General features: G+C 72.6%; 14 protein-coding genes. 6 read left to right on the plus strand and 8 right to left on the minus strand.

Features of this window, described 5'->3' with window-relative positions; translation table 11 throughout:
• Window positions 1–367: 367 nt before the first annotated feature.
• The 4 genes from C1701_RS18065 to C1701_RS18085 all read right to left on the minus strand — a co-directional run bounded on the left by C1701_RS18065 (window position 368) and on the right by C1701_RS18085 (window position 8,124).
• Window positions 368–3,361 (minus strand): AfsR/SARP family transcriptional regulator, encoded by a 2,994-nt coding sequence (locus C1701_RS18065; RefSeq protein ID WP_103056306.1) that lies wholly within the window; start codon window positions 3,359–3,361, stop codon window positions 368–370.
• A gap of 438 nt (window positions 3,362–3,799) precedes the next feature.
• On the minus strand, window positions 3,800–6,352 hold the full coding sequence (locus C1701_RS18075) for a bifunctional FO biosynthesis protein CofGH (protein ID WP_035274334.1): 2,553 nt from the start codon (window positions 6,350–6,352) through the stop codon (window positions 3,800–3,802).
• Between the two features lie 152 nt (window positions 6,353–6,504).
• Window positions 6,505–6,849, minus strand: a complete 345-nt coding sequence (locus tag C1701_RS18080; protein WP_016696902.1) for a hypothetical protein — start codon at window positions 6,847–6,849, stop codon at window positions 6,505–6,507.
• A 240-nt stretch (window positions 6,850–7,089) separates the two neighbouring features.
• A complete protein-coding gene (locus tag C1701_RS18085) occupies window positions 7,090–8,124 on the minus strand; it encodes a hypothetical protein (RefSeq protein ID WP_103056308.1) in 1,035 nt (344 codons plus the stop codon).
• A gap of 838 nt (window positions 8,125–8,962) precedes the next feature.
• Here C1701_RS18085 and C1701_RS18090 point away from each other — a divergent pair.
• The gene (locus C1701_RS18090) at window positions 8,963–9,853 is read left to right on the plus strand and encodes a hypothetical protein (RefSeq protein WP_026418562.1); all 891 of its coding nucleotides are present in this window, start codon (window positions 8,963–8,965) and stop codon (window positions 9,851–9,853) included.
• A 90-nt stretch (window positions 9,854–9,943) separates the two neighbouring features.
• Here the strand turns inward: C1701_RS18090 and sigJ are convergent, their stop codons facing one another.
• Window positions 9,944–10,891 carry an RNA polymerase sigma factor SigJ gene (gene sigJ, locus C1701_RS18095; protein ID WP_103056310.1) on the minus strand — a complete coding sequence of 316 codons (948 nt, stop codon included), beginning with the start codon at window positions 10,889–10,891 and terminating at the stop codon, window positions 9,944–9,946.
• Window positions 10,892–11,098: 207 nt separating this feature from the next.
• Here sigJ and C1701_RS18100 point away from each other — a divergent pair, with 207 nt between their 5' ends.
• Together C1701_RS18100 and C1701_RS18105 are read left to right on the plus strand one after the other, a co-directional pair.
• Entirely contained in the window at window positions 11,099–11,623 is a 525-nt protein-coding gene (locus C1701_RS18100) for a MarR family winged helix-turn-helix transcriptional regulator (RefSeq protein WP_337661803.1), read from the plus strand.
• Between the two features lie 77 nt (window positions 11,624–11,700).
• A complete protein-coding gene (locus C1701_RS18105) occupies window positions 11,701–11,961 on the plus strand; it encodes a hypothetical protein (protein WP_337661804.1) in 261 nt (86 codons plus the stop codon).
• A gap of 136 nt (window positions 11,962–12,097) precedes the next feature.
• Here the strand turns inward: C1701_RS18105 and C1701_RS18110 are convergent, their stop codons facing one another.
• A complete protein-coding gene (locus C1701_RS18110) occupies window positions 12,098–12,997 on the minus strand; it encodes an aminoglycoside phosphotransferase family protein (protein ID WP_103056313.1) in 900 nt (299 codons plus the stop codon).
• Window positions 12,998–13,084: 87 nt separating this feature from the next.
• Here C1701_RS18110 and C1701_RS18115 point away from each other — a divergent pair, with 87 nt between their 5' ends.
• Window positions 13,085–14,122: a nitronate monooxygenase gene (locus tag C1701_RS18115; RefSeq protein ID WP_051313875.1), complete on the plus strand. Its 1,038-nt coding sequence runs from the start codon at window positions 13,085–13,087 to the stop codon at window positions 14,120–14,122.
• A gap of 109 nt (window positions 14,123–14,231) precedes the next feature.
• Here the strand turns inward: C1701_RS18115 and C1701_RS18120 are convergent, their stop codons facing one another.
• A complete protein-coding gene (locus C1701_RS18120) occupies window positions 14,232–14,645 on the minus strand; it encodes a VOC family protein (protein WP_016696894.1) in 414 nt (137 codons plus the stop codon).
• Between the two features lie 99 nt (window positions 14,646–14,744).
• On the opposite strand from C1701_RS18120, the gene C1701_RS18125 reads away from it, so the two are divergent.
• Window positions 14,745–15,404 carry a TetR/AcrR family transcriptional regulator gene (locus C1701_RS18125; RefSeq protein ID WP_026418559.1) on the plus strand — a complete coding sequence of 220 codons (660 nt, stop codon included), beginning with the start codon at window positions 14,745–14,747 and terminating at the stop codon, window positions 15,402–15,404.
• Window positions 15,405–15,527: 123 nt separating this feature from the next.
• On the opposite strand, the gene C1701_RS18130 is transcribed toward C1701_RS18125, so the two are convergent.
• Entirely contained in the window at window positions 15,528–16,406 is an 879-nt protein-coding gene (locus C1701_RS18130) for an endo alpha-1,4 polygalactosaminidase (protein WP_016696892.1), read from the minus strand.
• A 484-nt stretch (window positions 16,407–16,890) separates the two neighbouring features.
• Between C1701_RS18130 and C1701_RS18135 the strand changes: the two genes are divergently transcribed.
• Complete coding sequence (locus C1701_RS18135) at window positions 16,891–18,078, plus strand: glycosyltransferase (protein ID WP_026418558.1); 1,188 nt, start codon at window positions 16,891–16,893, stop codon at window positions 18,076–18,078.
• The last annotated feature ends 7 nt before the right edge of the window (window positions 18,079–18,085 follow it).

Consider the following 18,085-nt stretch of genomic DNA (forward strand, 5'->3'; position numbering starts at 1 on the left):
GTGATGTCCATGCCGTTCCAACCTGTCGAGTTCGCCCCTGCGCACCCCAGCGAACCGGACCGCCGTTGAGTCGGCGTTGAGGATGCGTTGAGTGGTGGTGGCGTGACGTCCGGAACCGGGGGACCGCGCACCTCGCGAGCGGGCACGGGCACCGCCGACCCCGGACCGGGGTGGGGTGCCGGGTCGCGCCCGGGTGAGCCCGACGCTCGCGTCCCGGGCGGGGACGTTGGGAGGCGCGCGCCCGCCGACCTCGAACCTAGCGGCTACCCTCCGTGGCGACATCCGCCAGATCACCTAATGTCAGCTGTCCGGGGCTGGCCGGCCGATCGATGCCCGGTGCGCCTCGGCGCGGCGGACGCGCCGCCCCTCAGCAGGCCGCGCTGGGGCGCTCGCGGCGCGGATCGCACCGCTGCCGCACCCGGGCGAGGATCTCGGTGGCGGTCCGTTCCCGCCGATCGGCCCGCAGCTGACGCCAGAGCGTGACGGCCCGGGTCGCGGTCTCCTCGGCCGAGGAGTAGGCACCGGCGCGTTCGTGGGCCTCCGCGAGCCGGGTGAGGGCCATCGCCTGGAACGACTGGTGTCCGATGTCGACGCACCGGCGGTGGGCCGCCCCGAGCAGTGACAGGGCCTGGTCGTGGTCGCCCAGCCGGCTTCTGGCCTCCCCCGCGAAGCCGAGGAAGGTGATCTCGGCCAGCATCGTGTGCAACGACCGGGCCAACTCGACACCCCGCTCGGCCCGGCGGAGTGCTCTCGCCACCTCCCCCAGCCGCAGGTCGTGCTGTGTTCGCCCGTGCAGGTAGCGCAGTTCGCACCGGGGGTCGTCGACGGCGACCAACCGCGACTCGACGATGTCGAAGAGCTCGTCGGCCTCCGCCGTCCGGCCGGCGGCCGTGAGCGCGCCCGCCTCGCAGCAGAGGCCCTCCACCACCAGCGTCGGGGCGACCCCATCGACCCGTTCCGCCAGGGCCGTGAAGGCCCGGAACTCCCGCAGCGCGCCGAGCTGGTCGCGGAGCCCGGCGTGGCAGTAGCCCAGTGAGAGCCTGACCTGCAACATCTCCGTCGGTTCCAGGCTGCCGGCGTGGCGGCGGAGAACGTCCTCCAGGAGTCGGCGGGCCTCCGAGAAGTCCCCGAACTCGCCGATGGCCGCCGCCACCGCGAGCCGCGCCCTGGGCAGCAGGGGATCGTCCCCGGGCAGGGCGTCGGCGACCAGCCGCCACAGCGCGGTCAGCTCACGTTGTCGACCGAGGGATTCGAAGTAGGGCCGCACCGAGTCGAGGAGTCCCACGGCCTCCTCGAGCAGCCCGTGCCCCACCAGGTCGGCGACGACGCCGGACAGGGTGCGCTTCTCGCCGAGCAACCACTCCCACGGGGCCTCGACGATCGTCCGCACGGTCTCCTCCGGGACCGGTCGCGCCGTCACCGCCCTCGGACGCGGCAGGGTCGGGTACACGCCCGCCCGGTCCGCCGCGCGCTCGGCCACCTGCCGCACCCCGGCCACCAAGCGGCGCAGTACGTCGCGACGTTCGCCCACGTCCCGTTCGAAGAGCCGTTCCCTGGCGTAGTCCCGCAACAGGGAGTGGAACCTGTACACGGGCCACCCGTCGTACCCGGGGGCGTCGATGTCCAGGAGGTACCGGGAGACCAGCTCGTCCAGCGCCCGGTCCGCCTGCCAGGGGGCGAGCAGCCGGAACATCCAGTCGGACACCGTCTCGGTGTGCAGCACGCCCAGGGTGTCCAGCGACCGGGCGGCCACCGGGGTCAACGCGTCGTAGGTCGCGGAGATGGCGGCCCTCACCCCGGTTCCGCCGTCCTCCGCGCTGTCCAGCCGGGTGCGTTCCGCGCGCAGACCCCGCAGGAACGCCGCCAGCGGGAGGTGCGGGGTGGAGGCGAGCTTGCCGGCCACCACCCTGATCGCCAGGGGAAGGCCCTCGTACCGGGCGACGATCTCGTGCGCGGCCCCGCTCTCCCGCGCGGCCCGGTGCCGGCCGATGGTCAGCCCCAGCAGTTCGTAGGACTCCTGGTTCGACAGCGGGCCGAGCTGCACGTACCGCATCCCCGCGAGCCCGGTCAGGCGGAACCGGCACGTGATCAGCACGGAGCAGCCCGCCGTACCCGGGATCAGCGGTTCCAACGACTCCGGTCTCTCCCCGGCGTCGTCGAGTACGAGCAGCACCCGGCGATCGGCCAACCGGGACCGGTACAGCGACGCCCGTTCCTCCAGGGAAGCCGGCAGCAGTCCCGGCGGTACCCCGAGGGCGCGGAGGATCTCGCCCAGCAGCTCGATGGGCTCCTTGGGGTGGCCGGAGCCACCCCCGAGCCGGATGTAGAGCTGTCCGTCCGGGAACCACGAGCGGAGCTGGTGCGCCGTGTGCAGGGCCAACGCCGTCTTGCCCACGCCGGGTGGCCCGCAGATCGCCGCGACGGGCACCGCGGTGCCAGGAGCGGACTCCGCCAACACCGACCGAAGGGTGCGGAGTTGCTCCGCCCGCCCGGTGAAGTCGGCGATGTCCGCGGGAAGTTGGTACACGGGCTCGGACACCGGGAAGGCGTCGACCTCGTCGGTGGGGCGCCGGGCGCTGCCGACGCCCCTGGCGGGGGGCGCGGGTTCGGTGGGAGCGTGCTGGTGGCCGGCGGTCAGGATGGCCTGGTGCAGCTCGACCAGGTCGCGGCTCGGTGAGACGCCCTGCTGGTCCCGCAGCATCCCGTAGAACTCCCGGTAGGCCTCCAACGCCTCCGTGCGCCGGCCCGACGCGTGCAGCACCCGCATGAGCTGGCCCCAGCGCCGTTCCCGCCAGGGGTTCTCGCTGAGCAGGCGCCGCAGTTCCACCGTCAGCGTCACGTGCTCCCCGGTCGCCAGGTCGGCCTCGATCCGGTGGTCGAGGGCGAGGTCGCGGCGCTCGCCGAGCGCCCGGCGGGCCGCGGTCACCGACGGGGACGGGACGACGTCCGCCAGCGGTTCACCGGACCACAGGTCCAGTGCGTCCCTCAGCAGGGCGGTGGCGAGCGCGGGGTCCCCGGCCTCCAACTCGGCCACCCCCTCGGCCACCTGGTGGCGGAAGACCTCCGAGTCCACGTCCTCGGGAGGGCAGCGCAGGCGGTAGCCGGCCGGTTCGCGCACCAGCAGGGTTCCGCCGTCCGCACCGAGGAACCGGCGAAGCCGCATCACGTAGTTGCGCACCAGGTCGTTCGCCCGGGTGGGTGGTGTCTCGCCCCACAGCTCGTCCACGAGGCGGGACGTCGAGACCGGCAGGTCGCGGTTGATCAGCAGCACGGCCAGCAGCGACCGCCACTTCGGAGCGCCGACCGGGACCCAGGAATCGTCACGGCGGACGCGCAGTGGGCCGAGCACGCGGAATCGCATCGGTCCTCCCGTCCGTGAAACAGGGCATGGTGCGGTGCGCTGAATGCGCCGATCGTATGACGTGGGCTTCGTCCGGGAGGTTCCACTTCTCACGATCGTGGAGAACGGCTCGCGCCGTCGGCGCCGTGCGGCCACGCCCGGCTCGCCGTCGCTCGATCCGGGGGTTCCCGAGGGGCGAGACGCGGCCGAGCACCGCGAGGAGGACCATGATCAGCCCTGGTCAGGGGCGGTGTCGGTGTCGGTGTCGGTGTCGGTGTCGGTGCCGGTGCCGGGGGCCGGGTGGCCGGGGGTGCCCCGGCCACCCGGCGGTGAGGACGTCGTTCCGATCTCAGGCCGCCGTGCTCCTCGAACGCACCGAGCGCGGGTGCCTTCGCCGATAACGGATTCGGTCGTCCCCGGAATTCCGGGAATTCTCCCGCTCCATCCCGGGGACCCGGCTCACCCCGACCCGCGCGAGTCGGTGCCCAGCAGCGGCAACGCGATCGTCGCCACCTCGTGGGCCTCCTCGGCCACCTGTCCGTAGTCGGTCGTCCGTTGCCGCACGGGACGGCCGATCCCGGTCGCCAGCTCTCGGAGTTCGGTGATGCTCTTGCGGGAGCCGTGCCGCGATCCCGCCATGCGGCTGATCGTCTCCTCCATCAACGTGCCCCCGAGATCGTTCGCGCCACCCCGCAACAGCTGGCGGACCCCGTCGTCGCCGAGTTTCACCCAGGAGCACTGCACGTTGTCGATCCGGCCGTGCAGCACCAGCCTGGCGACGGCGTGCACGGCCCTGTTCTGCTCGGCCGTCGGGCCCGGCCGGGCGAGGCCCGCCAGGTAGATCGGCGCGTTGGTGTGCACGAAGGGCAGGGGGACGAACTCGGTGAACCCGCCGGTGTCGTCCTGGATGGCGGCCAGGGTCCGCAGATGGGCGACCCAGTGCTCCGGGGTGTCCACGTGGCCGTACATCATGGTCGCCGACGAACGGAGACCAACCCGGTGCGCCGTGGTGATCACCTCGATCCAGGTGGCGGCCGGGAGTTTGCCCTTGGTGAGGACCCAGCGCACGTCGTCGTCGAGGATCTCCGCGGCCGTGCCGGGTATCGAGTCCACACCGGACCGCTTCGCCTCGACGAGCCACTCCTCGATGGACATGCCGGTGCGACTGGCGCCGTTGACGACCTCCATCGGGCTGAAGGCGTGCACGTGCAGCCCGGGTGCGCGGTTCCGCACCGCCGAGGCGATGTCGAAGTAGGCCGTCCCGGGGAGGTCGGGGTGGATGCCTCCCTGCATGCACACCTCGGTGGCGCCCAACCGCCAGGCCTCCTCGGCCCGGTCGGCGACCTGCTCCAGGGACAGGGTGTAGCTGTCCGCGTCGCCGCGCCGCTGCGCGAAGGCGCAGAACCGGCAGCCCGTGTAGCAGACGTTGGTGAAGTTGATGTTCCGGTTCACCACGTAGGTGACCTCGTCACCTACGACGTCCCGTCGCACGTCGTCGGCGAGCCGGCACACCTCCTCGAGTTCCGCTCCCGTCGAGGTGAGCATCGCCAGCGCCTGGGCGTCGCTCATCGCCGCGGGGTCGTCCTCGGCGACCCGCAGCGCGGCACGCACGTCCCCGTCCAGCCGAGGGGGCGCCCCGGCCGCCGACCGGTCGAGCCTGGCCCGCAACTCGTCCCAGTCGCCGTAGACGCTGTCGAAGTCGTCGCGCCGGTCCCGGCTGCGGCCGGCGGTGTCGATGGTGTCGTGCAGGTCGGTCCGGCCGGACTCGGCCAGGCCCAGCTCGGGCTCCTGCCAGGGCGCCCCCCGCGGGATCGCGCCCTCCCTCGCCAGGCCGTCCTCGTCGGCGAGCGCGTCGACATGGGCCCGGAGACGCGGGTCCAGCCAGGGCTCGCGGAGGTAGGGCGGGTAGGCGGTCAGCCGTTCCCGCAGGACGAAACCCGACTCCGCGCAGCGCTGGGCCAGCTCGTCGATCTCCGGCCAGGCCCGCTCCGGGTTGACGTGGTCCGGGGTCAACGGGGAGATGCCACCCCAGTCGTCGATCCCGGCGCGGAGCAGGAGGGCGTACTGCTCGTCCACCAGGTTCGGCGGGGCCTGGATGCGGGCGGAGGTGCCCAGCACGAGTCGGGCGACGGCGATGGTGGCCGCCAGGTCCTCGACCTCCGCGTCGGGCACCCCGCGCATCGCGGTGTCCGGCTTGGCGCGGAAGTTCTGGACGATGACCTCCTGGATCCCGCCGTAGGCCCGCGAGATCCGCCGCAGCTCGAAGAGCGACTCCGCCCGTTCCTGGTCGTTCTCCCCGATGCCGATGAGGATCCCGGTCGTGAACGGGACCCCGCTCCGCCCGGCGTCCTCCAGGGCGCGCAGGCGCACCGCCGGTTCCTTGTCCGGGGAGCCGTAGTGGGGGCCGCCCGGTTCGGACCACAGCCTGGTGGCGGTGGTCTCGAGCATCATGCCCATCGAGGGGGCCACCGGCTTCAACCGCTGGAACTCCTCCCAGGTCAACACGCCCGGGTTGAGGTGCGGCAGCAGGCCGGTCTCCTCCAGCACCGCGATGGCGCAGGCGCGGAGGTAGTCCACGGTGGACGACCACCCGCGTTCGGCGAGCCACTCCCGGGCCGCGGGCCACCGCTCCTCCGGGCGGTCGCCCAACGTGAACAGCGCTTCCTTGCACCCCAGCCGCGCGCCGTCCCTGGCGAGGGCGACCACCTCGTCCCGTTCCAGGTACGGAGCCGCGACCCTGCCGGGCACGGTCGCGAAGGTGCAGTAGTGGCACCGGTCGCGGCACAGCCTGGTCAGCGGGATGAAGACCTTCCGCGAGTAGGTGACCACTCCCGGCCTGCCGGCCGCGGCCAGCCCGGCGTCCCGGACGCGGGCCGCGCTGGCCATCAGGTCCGTCAACGCCTCGCCCCGGGCCGAGAGCAGCACCCGTGCCTCGTCCACGTTGAGGGTGACCCCGTCCCGGGCACGACGCAGGGCCCGACGGAGTGCGGAAGAGCTCACCGGCAACGGCATGACACCACCTTCTTCCGGCGCCGCCCCAGCGCCGCCGGTTCGCCTGATCCGCTGGGAGGTCCCAGCCTGCACCCGCCGCCCTGGCTTGCCAAGTGATCGGTCGGCGTGCCGGCCGATCAGGTGGCCCGCCGGTGCTGCCGGGACCGTCCGAATCAGACCCAGAGCACCGCGATCGCGGCGTTCACGAAGGTCAGCGCTCCGGTTGCCAGGAACATTCCCGTCGAGGGGGTGGTCCGTCGGCGCGCCAGCAGGATCAGGACGACCACGGCGAGGGCGACGAGCAGTTTGATCCCGATCTTCATGTGGTCGACCGGGAGGTCCTGCGCCTCACGGAGCCCGACGAGGGCCGCTCCGGTGACGAGCTGGACGAGACCGCCCCACCACATCACCTCTCCGGGCTTGTGGTCCCCGGCGCGCCACTGCACGAGGAAGCCTCCCAGCAGCAGGGCCAGACCCACGAGATGGGCCAGAACGAAGAGGAGCCGCACGACGTCCATGGGGTGATCCGTTCCGTGGTGGTGGCGACGACCCCGCCTGGGTCCGCACCCGAGCGGCGGATCAGCCGCCACGTTGTGGTCAGTTCGGTGGCACGAACGTACCAACAGGATGAATCGGGCCCCTCGCACGAGGTCGCCAGATCGTGGTCGGTGTCACTCGGTGACGGTTGGACAGACGTCAGGGGCGGTCGGAGCACCGTGTGCTCCGACCGCCCCTGGTCGTGGAGGTGACGCCGGGCGTCAGCTACCGATGTTGGCCGGGCCGGCCTCCTGGGCCGCCTGGGCGCCCTCGGCCGAGCGGGTCTCGATGCGCTCGGTGATGTCGGCGTCGCGGGACTGCGTGGCCAGCGTCATGGTGCGGGCGGAAGCCTGCACCGGAGCCAGCTCGGCGCACTGACCCAGCGACTCACCGCGGACACGGTTGTCCGTGCCGCGCGGGGCGGGGTCGTTGTCGGTGCAGCTGAGGTCGCCGCGGACGATGTTGTTGCTCACGTACCCGTCGGCGCTGTTGCCCTCGAAGGACAGCCCACCACCGAACACGTTGGTGCCGCAGCCGCCGTAGGGCTGGGCGGCGCCGACCTGGAGGATCTGGCTGTTGCCGACGAAGGCGGCGTCGCCGTCGACCTCGGTGGAGCAGAGGACGCTGCCCTGCTCGGCCCCGCTGACGCGGAAGTCGCCGGTCACGACCGAGTCGTAGACGTCGGTGAGCAGGCTGCCCTCGGAGCTCAGGCTGCCCTCGACCCAGCTGGACTCGACCAGCACCTCGCTGTTCTGGGTCGCGACGTCACCGGTGATGTCCGAGTCGAAGCTGTAGAAGAAGCCCGAGTCGGTGGCGGTGGCACCGCTCAGCTCGCTGTCGTAGGCGTAGGTGCCGAAGGCGTTGGCGAGGGTCACCGAACCCGACACCGACGAACCGGCGGCGTCGAGGAAGCCGTTCTCCCGCACCGTGACCGAGCCGTTGATGGTCACGTCCTGGAGCAGCAGGTCGGAACCCTCGAAGACGGTGACGTCGCCGTTGATGACGGTGCCGGTCAGGTCGCACGACTCACCAGCGGGGACGACCAGGTTGTTGGGCACTGTCACGGCGCCGGCGGTGCCCACGCAGTGGGTCGTCAGCGCGGCGTGCGCGGCGGGGGCCGCGAGGAAGGTGGCCGCCCCGGCCAGGGTGGTCGTGAGGGCCGCGACGGCGGCGGTGCGCCGACGGGCGGGCTTCACACCCCGTCCAGTGGCCGTGTTCTGCTGCGCCGACGGAATTGCCGAGTTCGCGAGGTCCACGCTGTTCTCCTTGTTATACGCCTGTGAGCACCGGGTACAAATGTATGGGCGGGGCGCGGCAGGTCAACAAGACGGCAAAAAGGTTTGTCTGCCTGTGGCCAGGCTGTAACGGATTTGACCGACCGGAGTTATCGGTTCGTGTCCGACTTGGTGCACCGCGACGCATCTGTCTGGGACGGGCTCGTCGCTCCGCGTGCGCGGGACCATCGCCTGCCCGGGTGGTCGACCTGAAGGAGCCGCGGCCCCGGCGCCAGGGCGGGTGGCGCCGAGGTCCGCGAGAGTGCCGGGTCCGCGCAGCTCCCCGAGGGTGTTCCTCCTGTCGAGCTCCCGTCGTCGCCGTGCGGCGCGCCATGATTCCTGGTTCCGCTCCGTGTCCGCGTTCTCCCGTTCGGGGAACGGGTGACTCCCCGGCGATCCAGTGGGTGAATTGCTCACCTCGCGCGGGTGGCGGGAGGAGAGGTGGCGCGCAGCGGGTTGACCGGGTGGTGAGCCGCGGTTGGCGCGCCCGCCCGGTCGAAACCCCTCCCATTCACCGCCGCCATCGCGGGAATGGAAAAAAGCGGAACAATCGCCGGATGAACGGTTCGGCCTCCCGTGGAACCGTTCGGGAGTGCCATTGCCCGGCCGCCCGGCCGCCGGAATGCTCGACAGGATGCCGCCCGGCTGCGGCACCCGGCCGGCCGGCCTGGCTCCGGCGGCGGATTGTGGCCGTCCCGGACCGCTCCTAGTGTCGGAGGGCACGGGTGGCGGGCATGGGCGCTTCGCCTGCCGGGAGGGGAGCCGGCCCAGCTCCTCCGGTCCACCCCGAGCGCCGCCGAACGCACCCGTGGGGGGAACCATGAGAGGTCGACCCGGACTCGTGCTGGCCGCACTGGCGGCGGTCTTCCTGGCCGCGATCCCCACGACCAGCGGAACCGCCGGCGCGGAGCCCGGGAACTCGGAGGCCGCGGCGCCGACCGCCGTCGTCGAGGTCGCCGATGACTGGAACCCGCCGGCCCACCTGCGCCAGCCCCTCCAGGAGGTGTGGGACCACGTCGAGGCCACCTACCCGGACCTGCACGGCTTCCGCAACTACGGCTGGGACCAGGTCATGGCCAACGGCGGATACCTGAACTTCTGCGTGCGCTGGGACTCCTCGCGGCCGGTGTCCGAGGAGCTTCGGGACCGCATTCACGAGACCCTGCGTCGGCAGTACCGGAAATGGACGGACGTGATGCTCGACAACGGCCAGGGGCACAACGCCTGGCCCTACACCGAGGTGCCCGTCACGGTGGTGGGGTGGGCCGTCCGGGACAGGGACACCCTGCGATGGGATGACGACTCGGTCGACATCTACGTCAACGACATCCGCGAGGGCGCTCCGCAGTGCGCCGAGGAGTGCGGCCGGTTCTTCAACCAGGACGGCGACTACTCCCGGTGCCCCGGAGGAACGGCGCGGCACTACGACCAGTCGCTGTGGCTGACCGAGGGGATGAGCGGTGGCGCGGGCGGTGACTGGGGACAGCGCATGGGCAGCGAGTACTTCGTCGACTCGCTCGACGCGGAGAACGTCACGATCCTGTTGCACGAGATCGGCCACACCTTCGGCCTGGACGACTTCTACGACTGGACGCCGACCGGCGTCAGCGAGTTCATCATGCGGGCGGGCAGTTCGCCGCACATCACCGAGTTCGACGGGTGGATGCTCCGCGACTTCTGGCGGAACGTGAAGCACCGGTACGGCCTCTGACGGCCACGCCCCCACCCCGCCTCGGGCCGCCCAGCGGATCGGGTGGGCAGGGCCTGGCTGAGTCGAAGCCGGCACCGGCCGGTTACCTCGTCAGCGCGGCAGGGCCACCAGCTTCTCGGGGTTGACCACCTCGTACACCCCCAGCACCAACCCGTCCCGGATGGCGAAGGACGTCACCCTGCCCCCCGGTTCGTCGCGACCGCCCCAGCCCGAGCCGGCGGCGAGCATCATTCCGAGGTCGCCGTTGACCAACACCGCCCTGCCGGCCGTCACCGGCAGCGTGCCGTGCCGGCGCAGCAGGCCGAGGAACAGTCGCGCCACCTTCTCCGCGCCGACGACCACCCGGAGCGCCGTCCTGGCCCGACCGCCACCGTCGCTGATGAACCTGACGTCCGGGTGGAGGAGGGAGGTGACGGCGACGACGTCCCCGGAGCGGAGCGCCACGAGGAAGCGGTCCAGCACCTCCCGCTGTTCGACGAGGGCCGCGCGGGGAGGCGGGTCGGCGGCGGCCATCGTCCGTCGACCACGGACCGCGTGCTGCCTGGCCGTGGCGGGAGCGCAGCCCAGCGTCGCCGCCACCTCGTCGAAGGGCACCCCGAAGGCGTCGTGCAACACCACCGCCACCCGCTGCTCCGGCGTCAGCTCGTCGAGGACGACCATCGCCGCCATCCGCACGCCGTCCGCTCGCACCACGGCGGCCAACGGATCGTCCTCCCCGCCCTCGAGGGTGGTGACCAGGGGCTCCGGCAGCCACTGGCCCACGTAACGCTCCCGGCGCCGCTGGGCGGACCGCAACCGGTCGACGCAGAGCCGACCGACGGTGGTGGTCAGCCAGCCGCGCAGGTCCCGCACCTCCGCGAGTTCCGCATCCCCCAGCCGGGACAACCGGAGCCAGGCGTCCTGCACGGCGTCCTCGGCGTCGGCGCGGCTGCCGGTGAGGCGGTAGGCGACACCGACGAGGTGGGCCCGGTGGGTGCCGAAGGCCCGGGCCAACTCCTGGTCCCGCCCGTCGACCCCTCGCACCGCGTCCCCACCCACGGGCGGATCGTAGTACCGACGACCCGCTCCGCGACGGACGGCGGGTGAACGAGCCGACCGCGCGGCGTCGGGAGTCCCCGAGGGCAGGGGCCGGGCGCTTCGGGGTGGCCGAGCCGACGACGGTCTCGTCCTCGCAAGGGGAGTGGTACTCGTTGACCTCGGAAAAGGCGAGCGCGGACATCCCCGGCGCGCTGCTAGAGTCGCAGCGTGGCCACTGTGGGAGAGGGCGCGGACGCGCAGGGTGGTGTGCCGGACCCGACCGGCGCGGGTGCGCTCCTGGTCCAGGTGGGCGCCTACGCGGCCGGCTTGTTCGCCGAGAGGGCGGCCGCGCTGGGCCTGTCCGCGCCCCAGGTCAAGATCCTGCGAGCCGTGGACGCCGCACCGGGGCTGAGCCAGCAGGCGCTGGCGGACCTGCTCGGAATCCTGCCCAGCCGGGTCGTTGGTCACGTCGACGACCTGGAAGCCAAGGGCCTGGTCGAGCGCCGGCGGAACCCCGAGGACCGCCGGCTCCACGAACTGCACCTCACGGTGGCGGGAGCGGCGCGCATGGACGACGTCGACCGGATGGTCGCCGACCACGAGAGCGCGCTGTGCTCCTCCCTGTCCTCCGAGGAACGCCGGGTGCTGGCGGGGCTGCTGACGGCGATCGCGATCAGGCCATCCGGTGAGCAGGCGTCAGGAGGCCGGGGCACCACCAGGACGGCGGCCGACCGGGGCCACGCGACCCGCTGATCCGCGTCCGCTCCCCAGTGAACAGGACGAACGGGGACAGCGGAACCGGTCCCACCACGGGGATGGCGGAGCCGCCCGTGATCGGGGCCATCCCGCCGCACCCCTCCGCGCCTGGGGTGGCTCACGGCGAAGGCGCGACACGGCAGGGCGCACCCGGTGGCGCGCGTCGGCTCCGCCACCGGATCACCGGACGGCCAGCCGCCTGGCCCACCGCTCGGCTCGACGGCCACCCGGGCCAGCGGGAGTTCCTGGCGGACCTCGTCGTGGTCGCGGTCGCTCCGGCGGACCGGGAGGACGAGAACGCTGCGCCCGCGACGCGGCGGCGTTCCGCCGCGTGAGCCGACCGACCACGCCGGTGCGCGCCGGAGTCCCCGGTCCCTGGCCCGGGGCGGCGGGTCCGGCGGTCCCCGACCCGGGGCGGCCCGGTGCCGCGAGCGTTCCCCGGCCGGTCGTCCCGGCCTCGTCCGACCGGGGTCAGCGCCGGGACCAGTCGTGCCGGTCGGCCCCGGTGCGCAGCGCGCGCAGGCGTTTCCGGAGTTCCCCCGCTGCCCACTCGTCGTCGGCCCTGGCGCTCAACCAGCAGGTCATCAGCACCTCGCGGATGTCCGCGAGCCGCTGGTAACCGGGCCAGCGGCGGATGTCGTAGCCGTAGGCGTCCGAGAAGGCCCGGTACTCGGCCTCGGTGTGCCAGCCGAACCTGTCCGCGAAGAGAGCCGTCTGGAGCAGGTCCCACTCACGCGGACCCGTCGCCGCGTACTCGAGGTCGAGGAGCAGCGGTCGGCCCGCACCGTCCACCACCGCGTTCCCGGTGTTGGCGTCACCGTGCACCACCCCCGTCGGCAGCGCGAAGTCGAGGTCGGCCCAGTCGGCCCGAGCCTGGCGCACCCGCCCGCGCAGGTAGTCCAGGTCCTGCTCGTCGAGCGGGGCGGACGCCAGCCAGTGGTCGACGCGGGCGAAGGGGTTGAGGGCTGGCAGGTCCAGCTCCGGTGGTGCCGTGAGCTCGTGGAACCGGCGGAGCAGCGTGGCGAGTTGCCCGGTCGTGGCCGGGGCTGTGACCTCGACCGCCTCCCAGCAGGTGACGACCCGACCCAGCACCACCATCGGTTGGTCGAGGTCGAGCGGGACGGCGGCCGGGAAGTCCCGGGTCCGCAGCCACCGGGCGACGGCCACCTCCCGGCGTGCCGCCGGGAGCAGGGCCGCGGACCTGGCGATCCGGACGACGACCGGCCCGACGCGGTAGACCGCGTTGTCCCCGATCCGCACGAGCCCGGCGTCGGAGGCGGACATCCCCGTTCGCCGGCACACCTCCCGCAGGACCGTTCCGGCGGTGTCCGGGCTGAGTGGCTGGTTGCTGCTGTCGTGGTCGGGCGGCACCCGACGACCGTATCCCGGGTTCCGGCGGCGACCAGGGGACCGTGACCGAGGACGGTGGGAGGCGTGCGATGCTCCAGGAGGAGTGCGATGGCCCGGCGGAGGACGGAGATCGGTGTGGGCGAGTTCGACGAGTTGACGACGCCCGTGGTCGCGGCTCCGATGGCCGGTGGCGCGAGCACCCCGGACCTCGTCGTGGCCGTGAACTCGGCGGGTGGCCTCGGGTTCCTCGCGGGTGGCTACCGCTCCGCCCAGGAGATGCTCCACCAGGTGAGCGAGGTGCGGGGCCGCACCGACCGGGCCTTCGGCGTGAACCTGTTCGTGCCCGGCGAGGACCGGGCCGTCCCGGCGGAGCTCGACGAGTACCGGCGGCGGCTGGCACCCGAGGCCGCCAGGGTGGGTGTCGAACTGGGGGAGCCGCGCTGGGATGACGACGGTTTCCCCGCCAAGCTCGCCGCTCTCCTCGACGATCCCGTGCCGGTCGTGTCGTTCACCTTCGGGCTGCCGGACGCGAGCGCCGTCCGTGCGCTGCGCCGGGCCGGCAGCCTGGTGGTCGTGACCGTCACCTGCGTGGAGGAGGCCCGTGCGGCGGCCGAACGGGGAGCCGACGCGCTGTGCGTGCAGGGAGCCGAGGCCGGTGGGCACCAGGGGTCCTTCGACGACACCGAGGAACGGGTCCAGCCGCTGGCCTCCCTCCTGGCGGCGGTGCGAGCCAGTGTCCCGCTGCCCCTGTTGGCCGCCGGCGGCCTCGCCTCGCCGGCCGCGGTGCGGGCCGCGCTCGGTGGGGGAGCGGTGGCCGTCCAGGTCGGCACCGCCCTGCTCCTCGCCGACGAGAGCGGCGCGAGCGCGACCCACCGGGCCGCTCTCGTCGATCCGGAGCCGAGGACGACGAGGGTGACGAGGGCGTTCAGCGGTCGTCGGGCGCGTGGCCTGGTCAACCGCTTCCTCGCGGCCCACGACGAGGCCGCGCCGGCCGCCTACCCGCAGGTGCACCGCATGACGGCGCCGCTGCGGGCGGCGGCCGCCCGCGCGGGGGACACGGGCACGACACACCTGTGGGCGGGCACCGGCTTCCGGTCCGCCAGCGCCCGCCCGGCCGCCGCGATCTGCCAGGAGCTGGTCGGCTGACCCGTCACGGGGCGGACGGTCGTCGTCGCCAGCAGCGGGAGTGCGGTGTCAACCCCAGCCCACGGCGTTCGGCGCCCCGCCGCCCGTCCTCGGCGCTCCCGTCCACCGGTCATGAGTACTGGTCGGCGAAGTCCACGGTGGGTGCCACCGGGGTGATGACGTCCACCAGCACGCCGTTGGGGTCCCGGGTGATGAAGTGGCGCTGCCCGAAGTCCTCGGTGCGGAGATCGAGCAGGCAGGGGAGTCCCGCCCGTTCCACCAGGCGCGCGTACTGGGCGTCCACGTCGTCGACTTCGATGTTGATCAGCACGCCGGTCGCGGTCGCGCCCCGGTGGCTCTCCGGCAACGTGGGGTGGTCGGCCGCGAGGAGGGCGAGCTCCTGGTGTGGCGCGCCGCGGTGGCGCAGGCTCACGTACCAGTCCGACTCGAAGGTGATGTCGAAGTCGAGGTGGAGGGTGTAGAAGTCGAGGCTCTCCCGCAGGCGGGTGGTGCACAGCACCGGATAGCAACTGGTCAGCGTCATGGTTCCCGTCCTTCCCTTCACATACCCTCGGTATGTGACCTGGGGGACGCTAGGACGCATACCCTCGGTATGTCAAACTGGGGTACCGGAAGGAGACCGATGGGAGCGACGACGTCGAGCAAGGCCCGGCAGCGCGAGGCGACGCGACAGGCGCTGATCACCACGGCCCGCGCGCTCTTCTCCAGGCGGGGATACGCGGAGGTGGGGCTCAACGAGATCGCACGGGAGCTCGCGCTGACCAAGGGCGCGCTCTACCACCACTTCGGCAGCAAGGCCGGCCTGTTCCGAGCCGTGGTGCGCCAAGCGCAGGAGGAGGTCGCCGACCGCGTCGTCGCAGCCGCCGAGCGGCAGGGTGACCCCTGGGAGGGCCTCCTCGCCGGCTGTCGCGAGTTCCTGGTCGCCAGCTCCGCCCCCGAGGTGCGGCGCGTCATGCTCGTCGACGGTCCCGCGGTGCTCGGCTGGGAGGAGTGGCGCGCCCTGGACGAGGAATCGTCGGCGCGTCACCTCGACGAGGTGCTCGACCAGCTGATGACCGCGCGCGTCATCGACCAGCAACCACGGGAACCACTGGTGCGCCTGCTCTCCGGCGCCATGAACGAGGCCGCGCTCTGGCTGGCCCGCGCCGACTCCCCGGCCCAACTGGAGGAGACCGTCGCCGCCCTGCGCCGACTGCTCGGATCGCTGCGTTCCTCCCCGGGCGGGTCACCCACCCGCCAGCCCCCGGTCGGAAGGACGGGCAGCGCCGAACAGCGGGCCTGACGGCGGCCTGGCGGGGAGTGCCTGGGAGTGCCGGGGCACGGGCGCCAGCACGGCCCAGGTCGGCGTTCCGCGCTCACCTCCCGGTCGCGGCGTTCACGACCGGGAGGCCGAGCCGCGGCGCGATCAGCAGGAGTCGTACTGGTACGTCGGCGACCCCGGCGGGGTGACGTTCACGTCCCGCAGGACCACCGAGACGCTGTCACCGATCTCGGCGCAGGTCGACTCGAAGTGCTGGCGTTCGTACTCGATGGCGATCAGGTTGTCGCCGAACACCTGCCGGTACAGCTGGCACTCCCGCCACATGCCGCAGTTCTCGGCGATCGCGAAATCGAACCCGATCTCCTCCAGCGACACCGCGCGCGGCAACTCCACCGTGTTCTTCTGGGCCGCGGCCATCCCCAGGTCGTGGGTGACCTCAGTCAGCCGGGCCGCGAAGTCCACCGCCTCGTCCTGCCCGAAGGGGACCAACTCCTCGACCGGCGTCCCGTCGAAGCGCATCCACGAGTCGAGGTTGTCGAACTCCACCGCCGAGAACCCCTTGTCGGCGCAGGTCTCCAACATCGGCCGCAGGTGCTCGACCGCGTCGATCCGGTTGCCCTCGGTCGAGATGTCGACGAGGTACTCGCCGCCCCAGTTCGGGTCGTCGCCCAGTTCGAGGAGCACCAGGTGGGACGGCCAGTTCGACAGCTCATCGGGTCGTGTCCCGGACCAGTCCGGTTGGGTCTGGAAGGCGTTGACGTAGCAGATGCCGTAGACGTCCTGCGGGACGGAACCGTAGTACCAGTCGCGGGACACCACCGTCACGTCCTCCGGTAAGGGGTACTCACCGCCGATCTGGTAGTCGAAGGAGGCGTTGACCGGCGGCGCGGCCCACCCCTGGGCGTCCTCCCGCGCCACCGTCGTCGATTCCGGCTCAGCCGGCTGCCCGGCGGCGGACCCGTACGCGCAACCCGTGGCGAGCAGGCACAGCGCGAGGGTGGCCGCGGTGGAGTGTCGGGACATGCTCTCGTCTCCTCGCAAGCGACTCGTGCGGTCGTCCCGCGCCGAGCGGGACCTCCCAGCCCGGCGCGAGAACGGGGCGGAGCGTACGACAGGTTGATCTTCCTGCCTACCGCCAGCCGGGCCCGTGGTGTGCGACGGCACACCCGGCCGGCCGCCGGCTCTCGGGACACCGGACGTGCGAGGCACCCGGCCCGAACACTCCCGCTTCCTGGCCGACCAGGGCCGAACCGGGGGCGGGGCGGATGCCGGGGGCGAGCGAGCATGTCCCATCGCCCCCTCGTTCGGACCAACGTGGCCACCCTGACGGTCCCGCCCACCACCAGGGCGTCGGCAAAGACTTCGGTCCCACCGCAGCGACTTCTCCCGGTAGGCCACCCACGCTGGAACCGACCGACCGGGACCGGGACGGGTGGCCAGCCGGAGCGGAGGGCAGCGCCGGGGCCCCTCACCCGGCGCCATGCTCCGAACCAACCCTGGGGGCCAGATGCGCGTGCTGTTCGCAGGTCTTTCCTCGATCGGCCACTTCTTCCCACTCCTTCCCCTCGCGACGGCGATCAGCCGGCACGGACACCACGTCGGCTATGCCATCGACGCCGGGCTGCACGGACGGGTGGCGGCGTTGGGGCTGGAACCGGTCGCGGCGGGGATGTCCATGCCGGCGGCGTTCGAGGAAGCCGCCCACCACGTGTTCGGGCGACCCGTCCGCATCGCGGACCTGCGCCCGGAGCAGATCCCGGGCTACCTGGCCGTCGTCTTCGGCTCGGTGCTCCCGCGCCGCTACGCGGATGACCTGGAGGTCGCACTGCGACGGTTCCGCCCCGACCTCCTCGTCTACGACGCGGTCTGCCCTGGAGCTGGGATCGCGGCAGTGGCGGTGGGCGTTCCCGCGCTTGCCCACGGACTGGGTCACCGCACGCTCACCCAGCTCTCACCCGAGTACGTGAGCAGGGTTCGGGACTTCGCGGCCGAACGGAAGCTGCGTCTCGACCTGACCGACCCCAACCCCCTCGGACATCCCTACCTCGATATCTACCCGCCCTCGATGCAGGACCCCGACTTCGTGGCCGGCGCGAGACGAGTCGAACTCCGTCCCGTCCCCCACGTCGACGATGCCCACCCGCTGCCGCCCCTACCGGCCTCCACCGGTCACCGCCCCCGGGTCTACGTCACCTTCGGCACCGAGGCCGGGGCGGAGGGCGCCTCGGCCGCGATCCGCGAGACGGTGGCGGGTCTCGCGGTACTCGACGCGACGGTCCTCGTCGCGACCGGTCCGAAACTCCCCGTGGACGTGCTGGGGGCCCCACCGGACAACGTCATCGTCCGTCCTTGGGTGGCGCAGGCGGCCGTACTGCCCCACCTCGAACTCGTCGTGAGCCATGCCGGTTCGGGAACGATGCTCGGCGCGCTCGCCAAGGGCCTGCCCCAACTGCTCCTCCCGCGAGGAGTCGACCAGTTCGTCAACGCCGACGCCGTCCTCGCGGCCGGCGCCGGTGAACGGCTGCTGCCCGAGGAACTCACCGCCTCGGCGGTGGCGGCCTCGGCGCGACGCCTGCTCGCCGAACCGACGTTCCGCGCGTCGGCGCGACGGGTCGCGGACGAGATCGCCGCGATGCCCGGCCCGGACGAGATCGCCGACCACTTGCCCGACATCCTCGCTCAGCTGACCGCGTGACCGCGTG

The organism is Actinoalloteichus sp. AHMU CJ021 (genome assembly GCF_002895405.1).
GTDB lineage: Bacteria > Actinomycetota > Actinomycetes > Mycobacteriales > Pseudonocardiaceae > Actinoalloteichus_B > Actinoalloteichus_B caeruleus.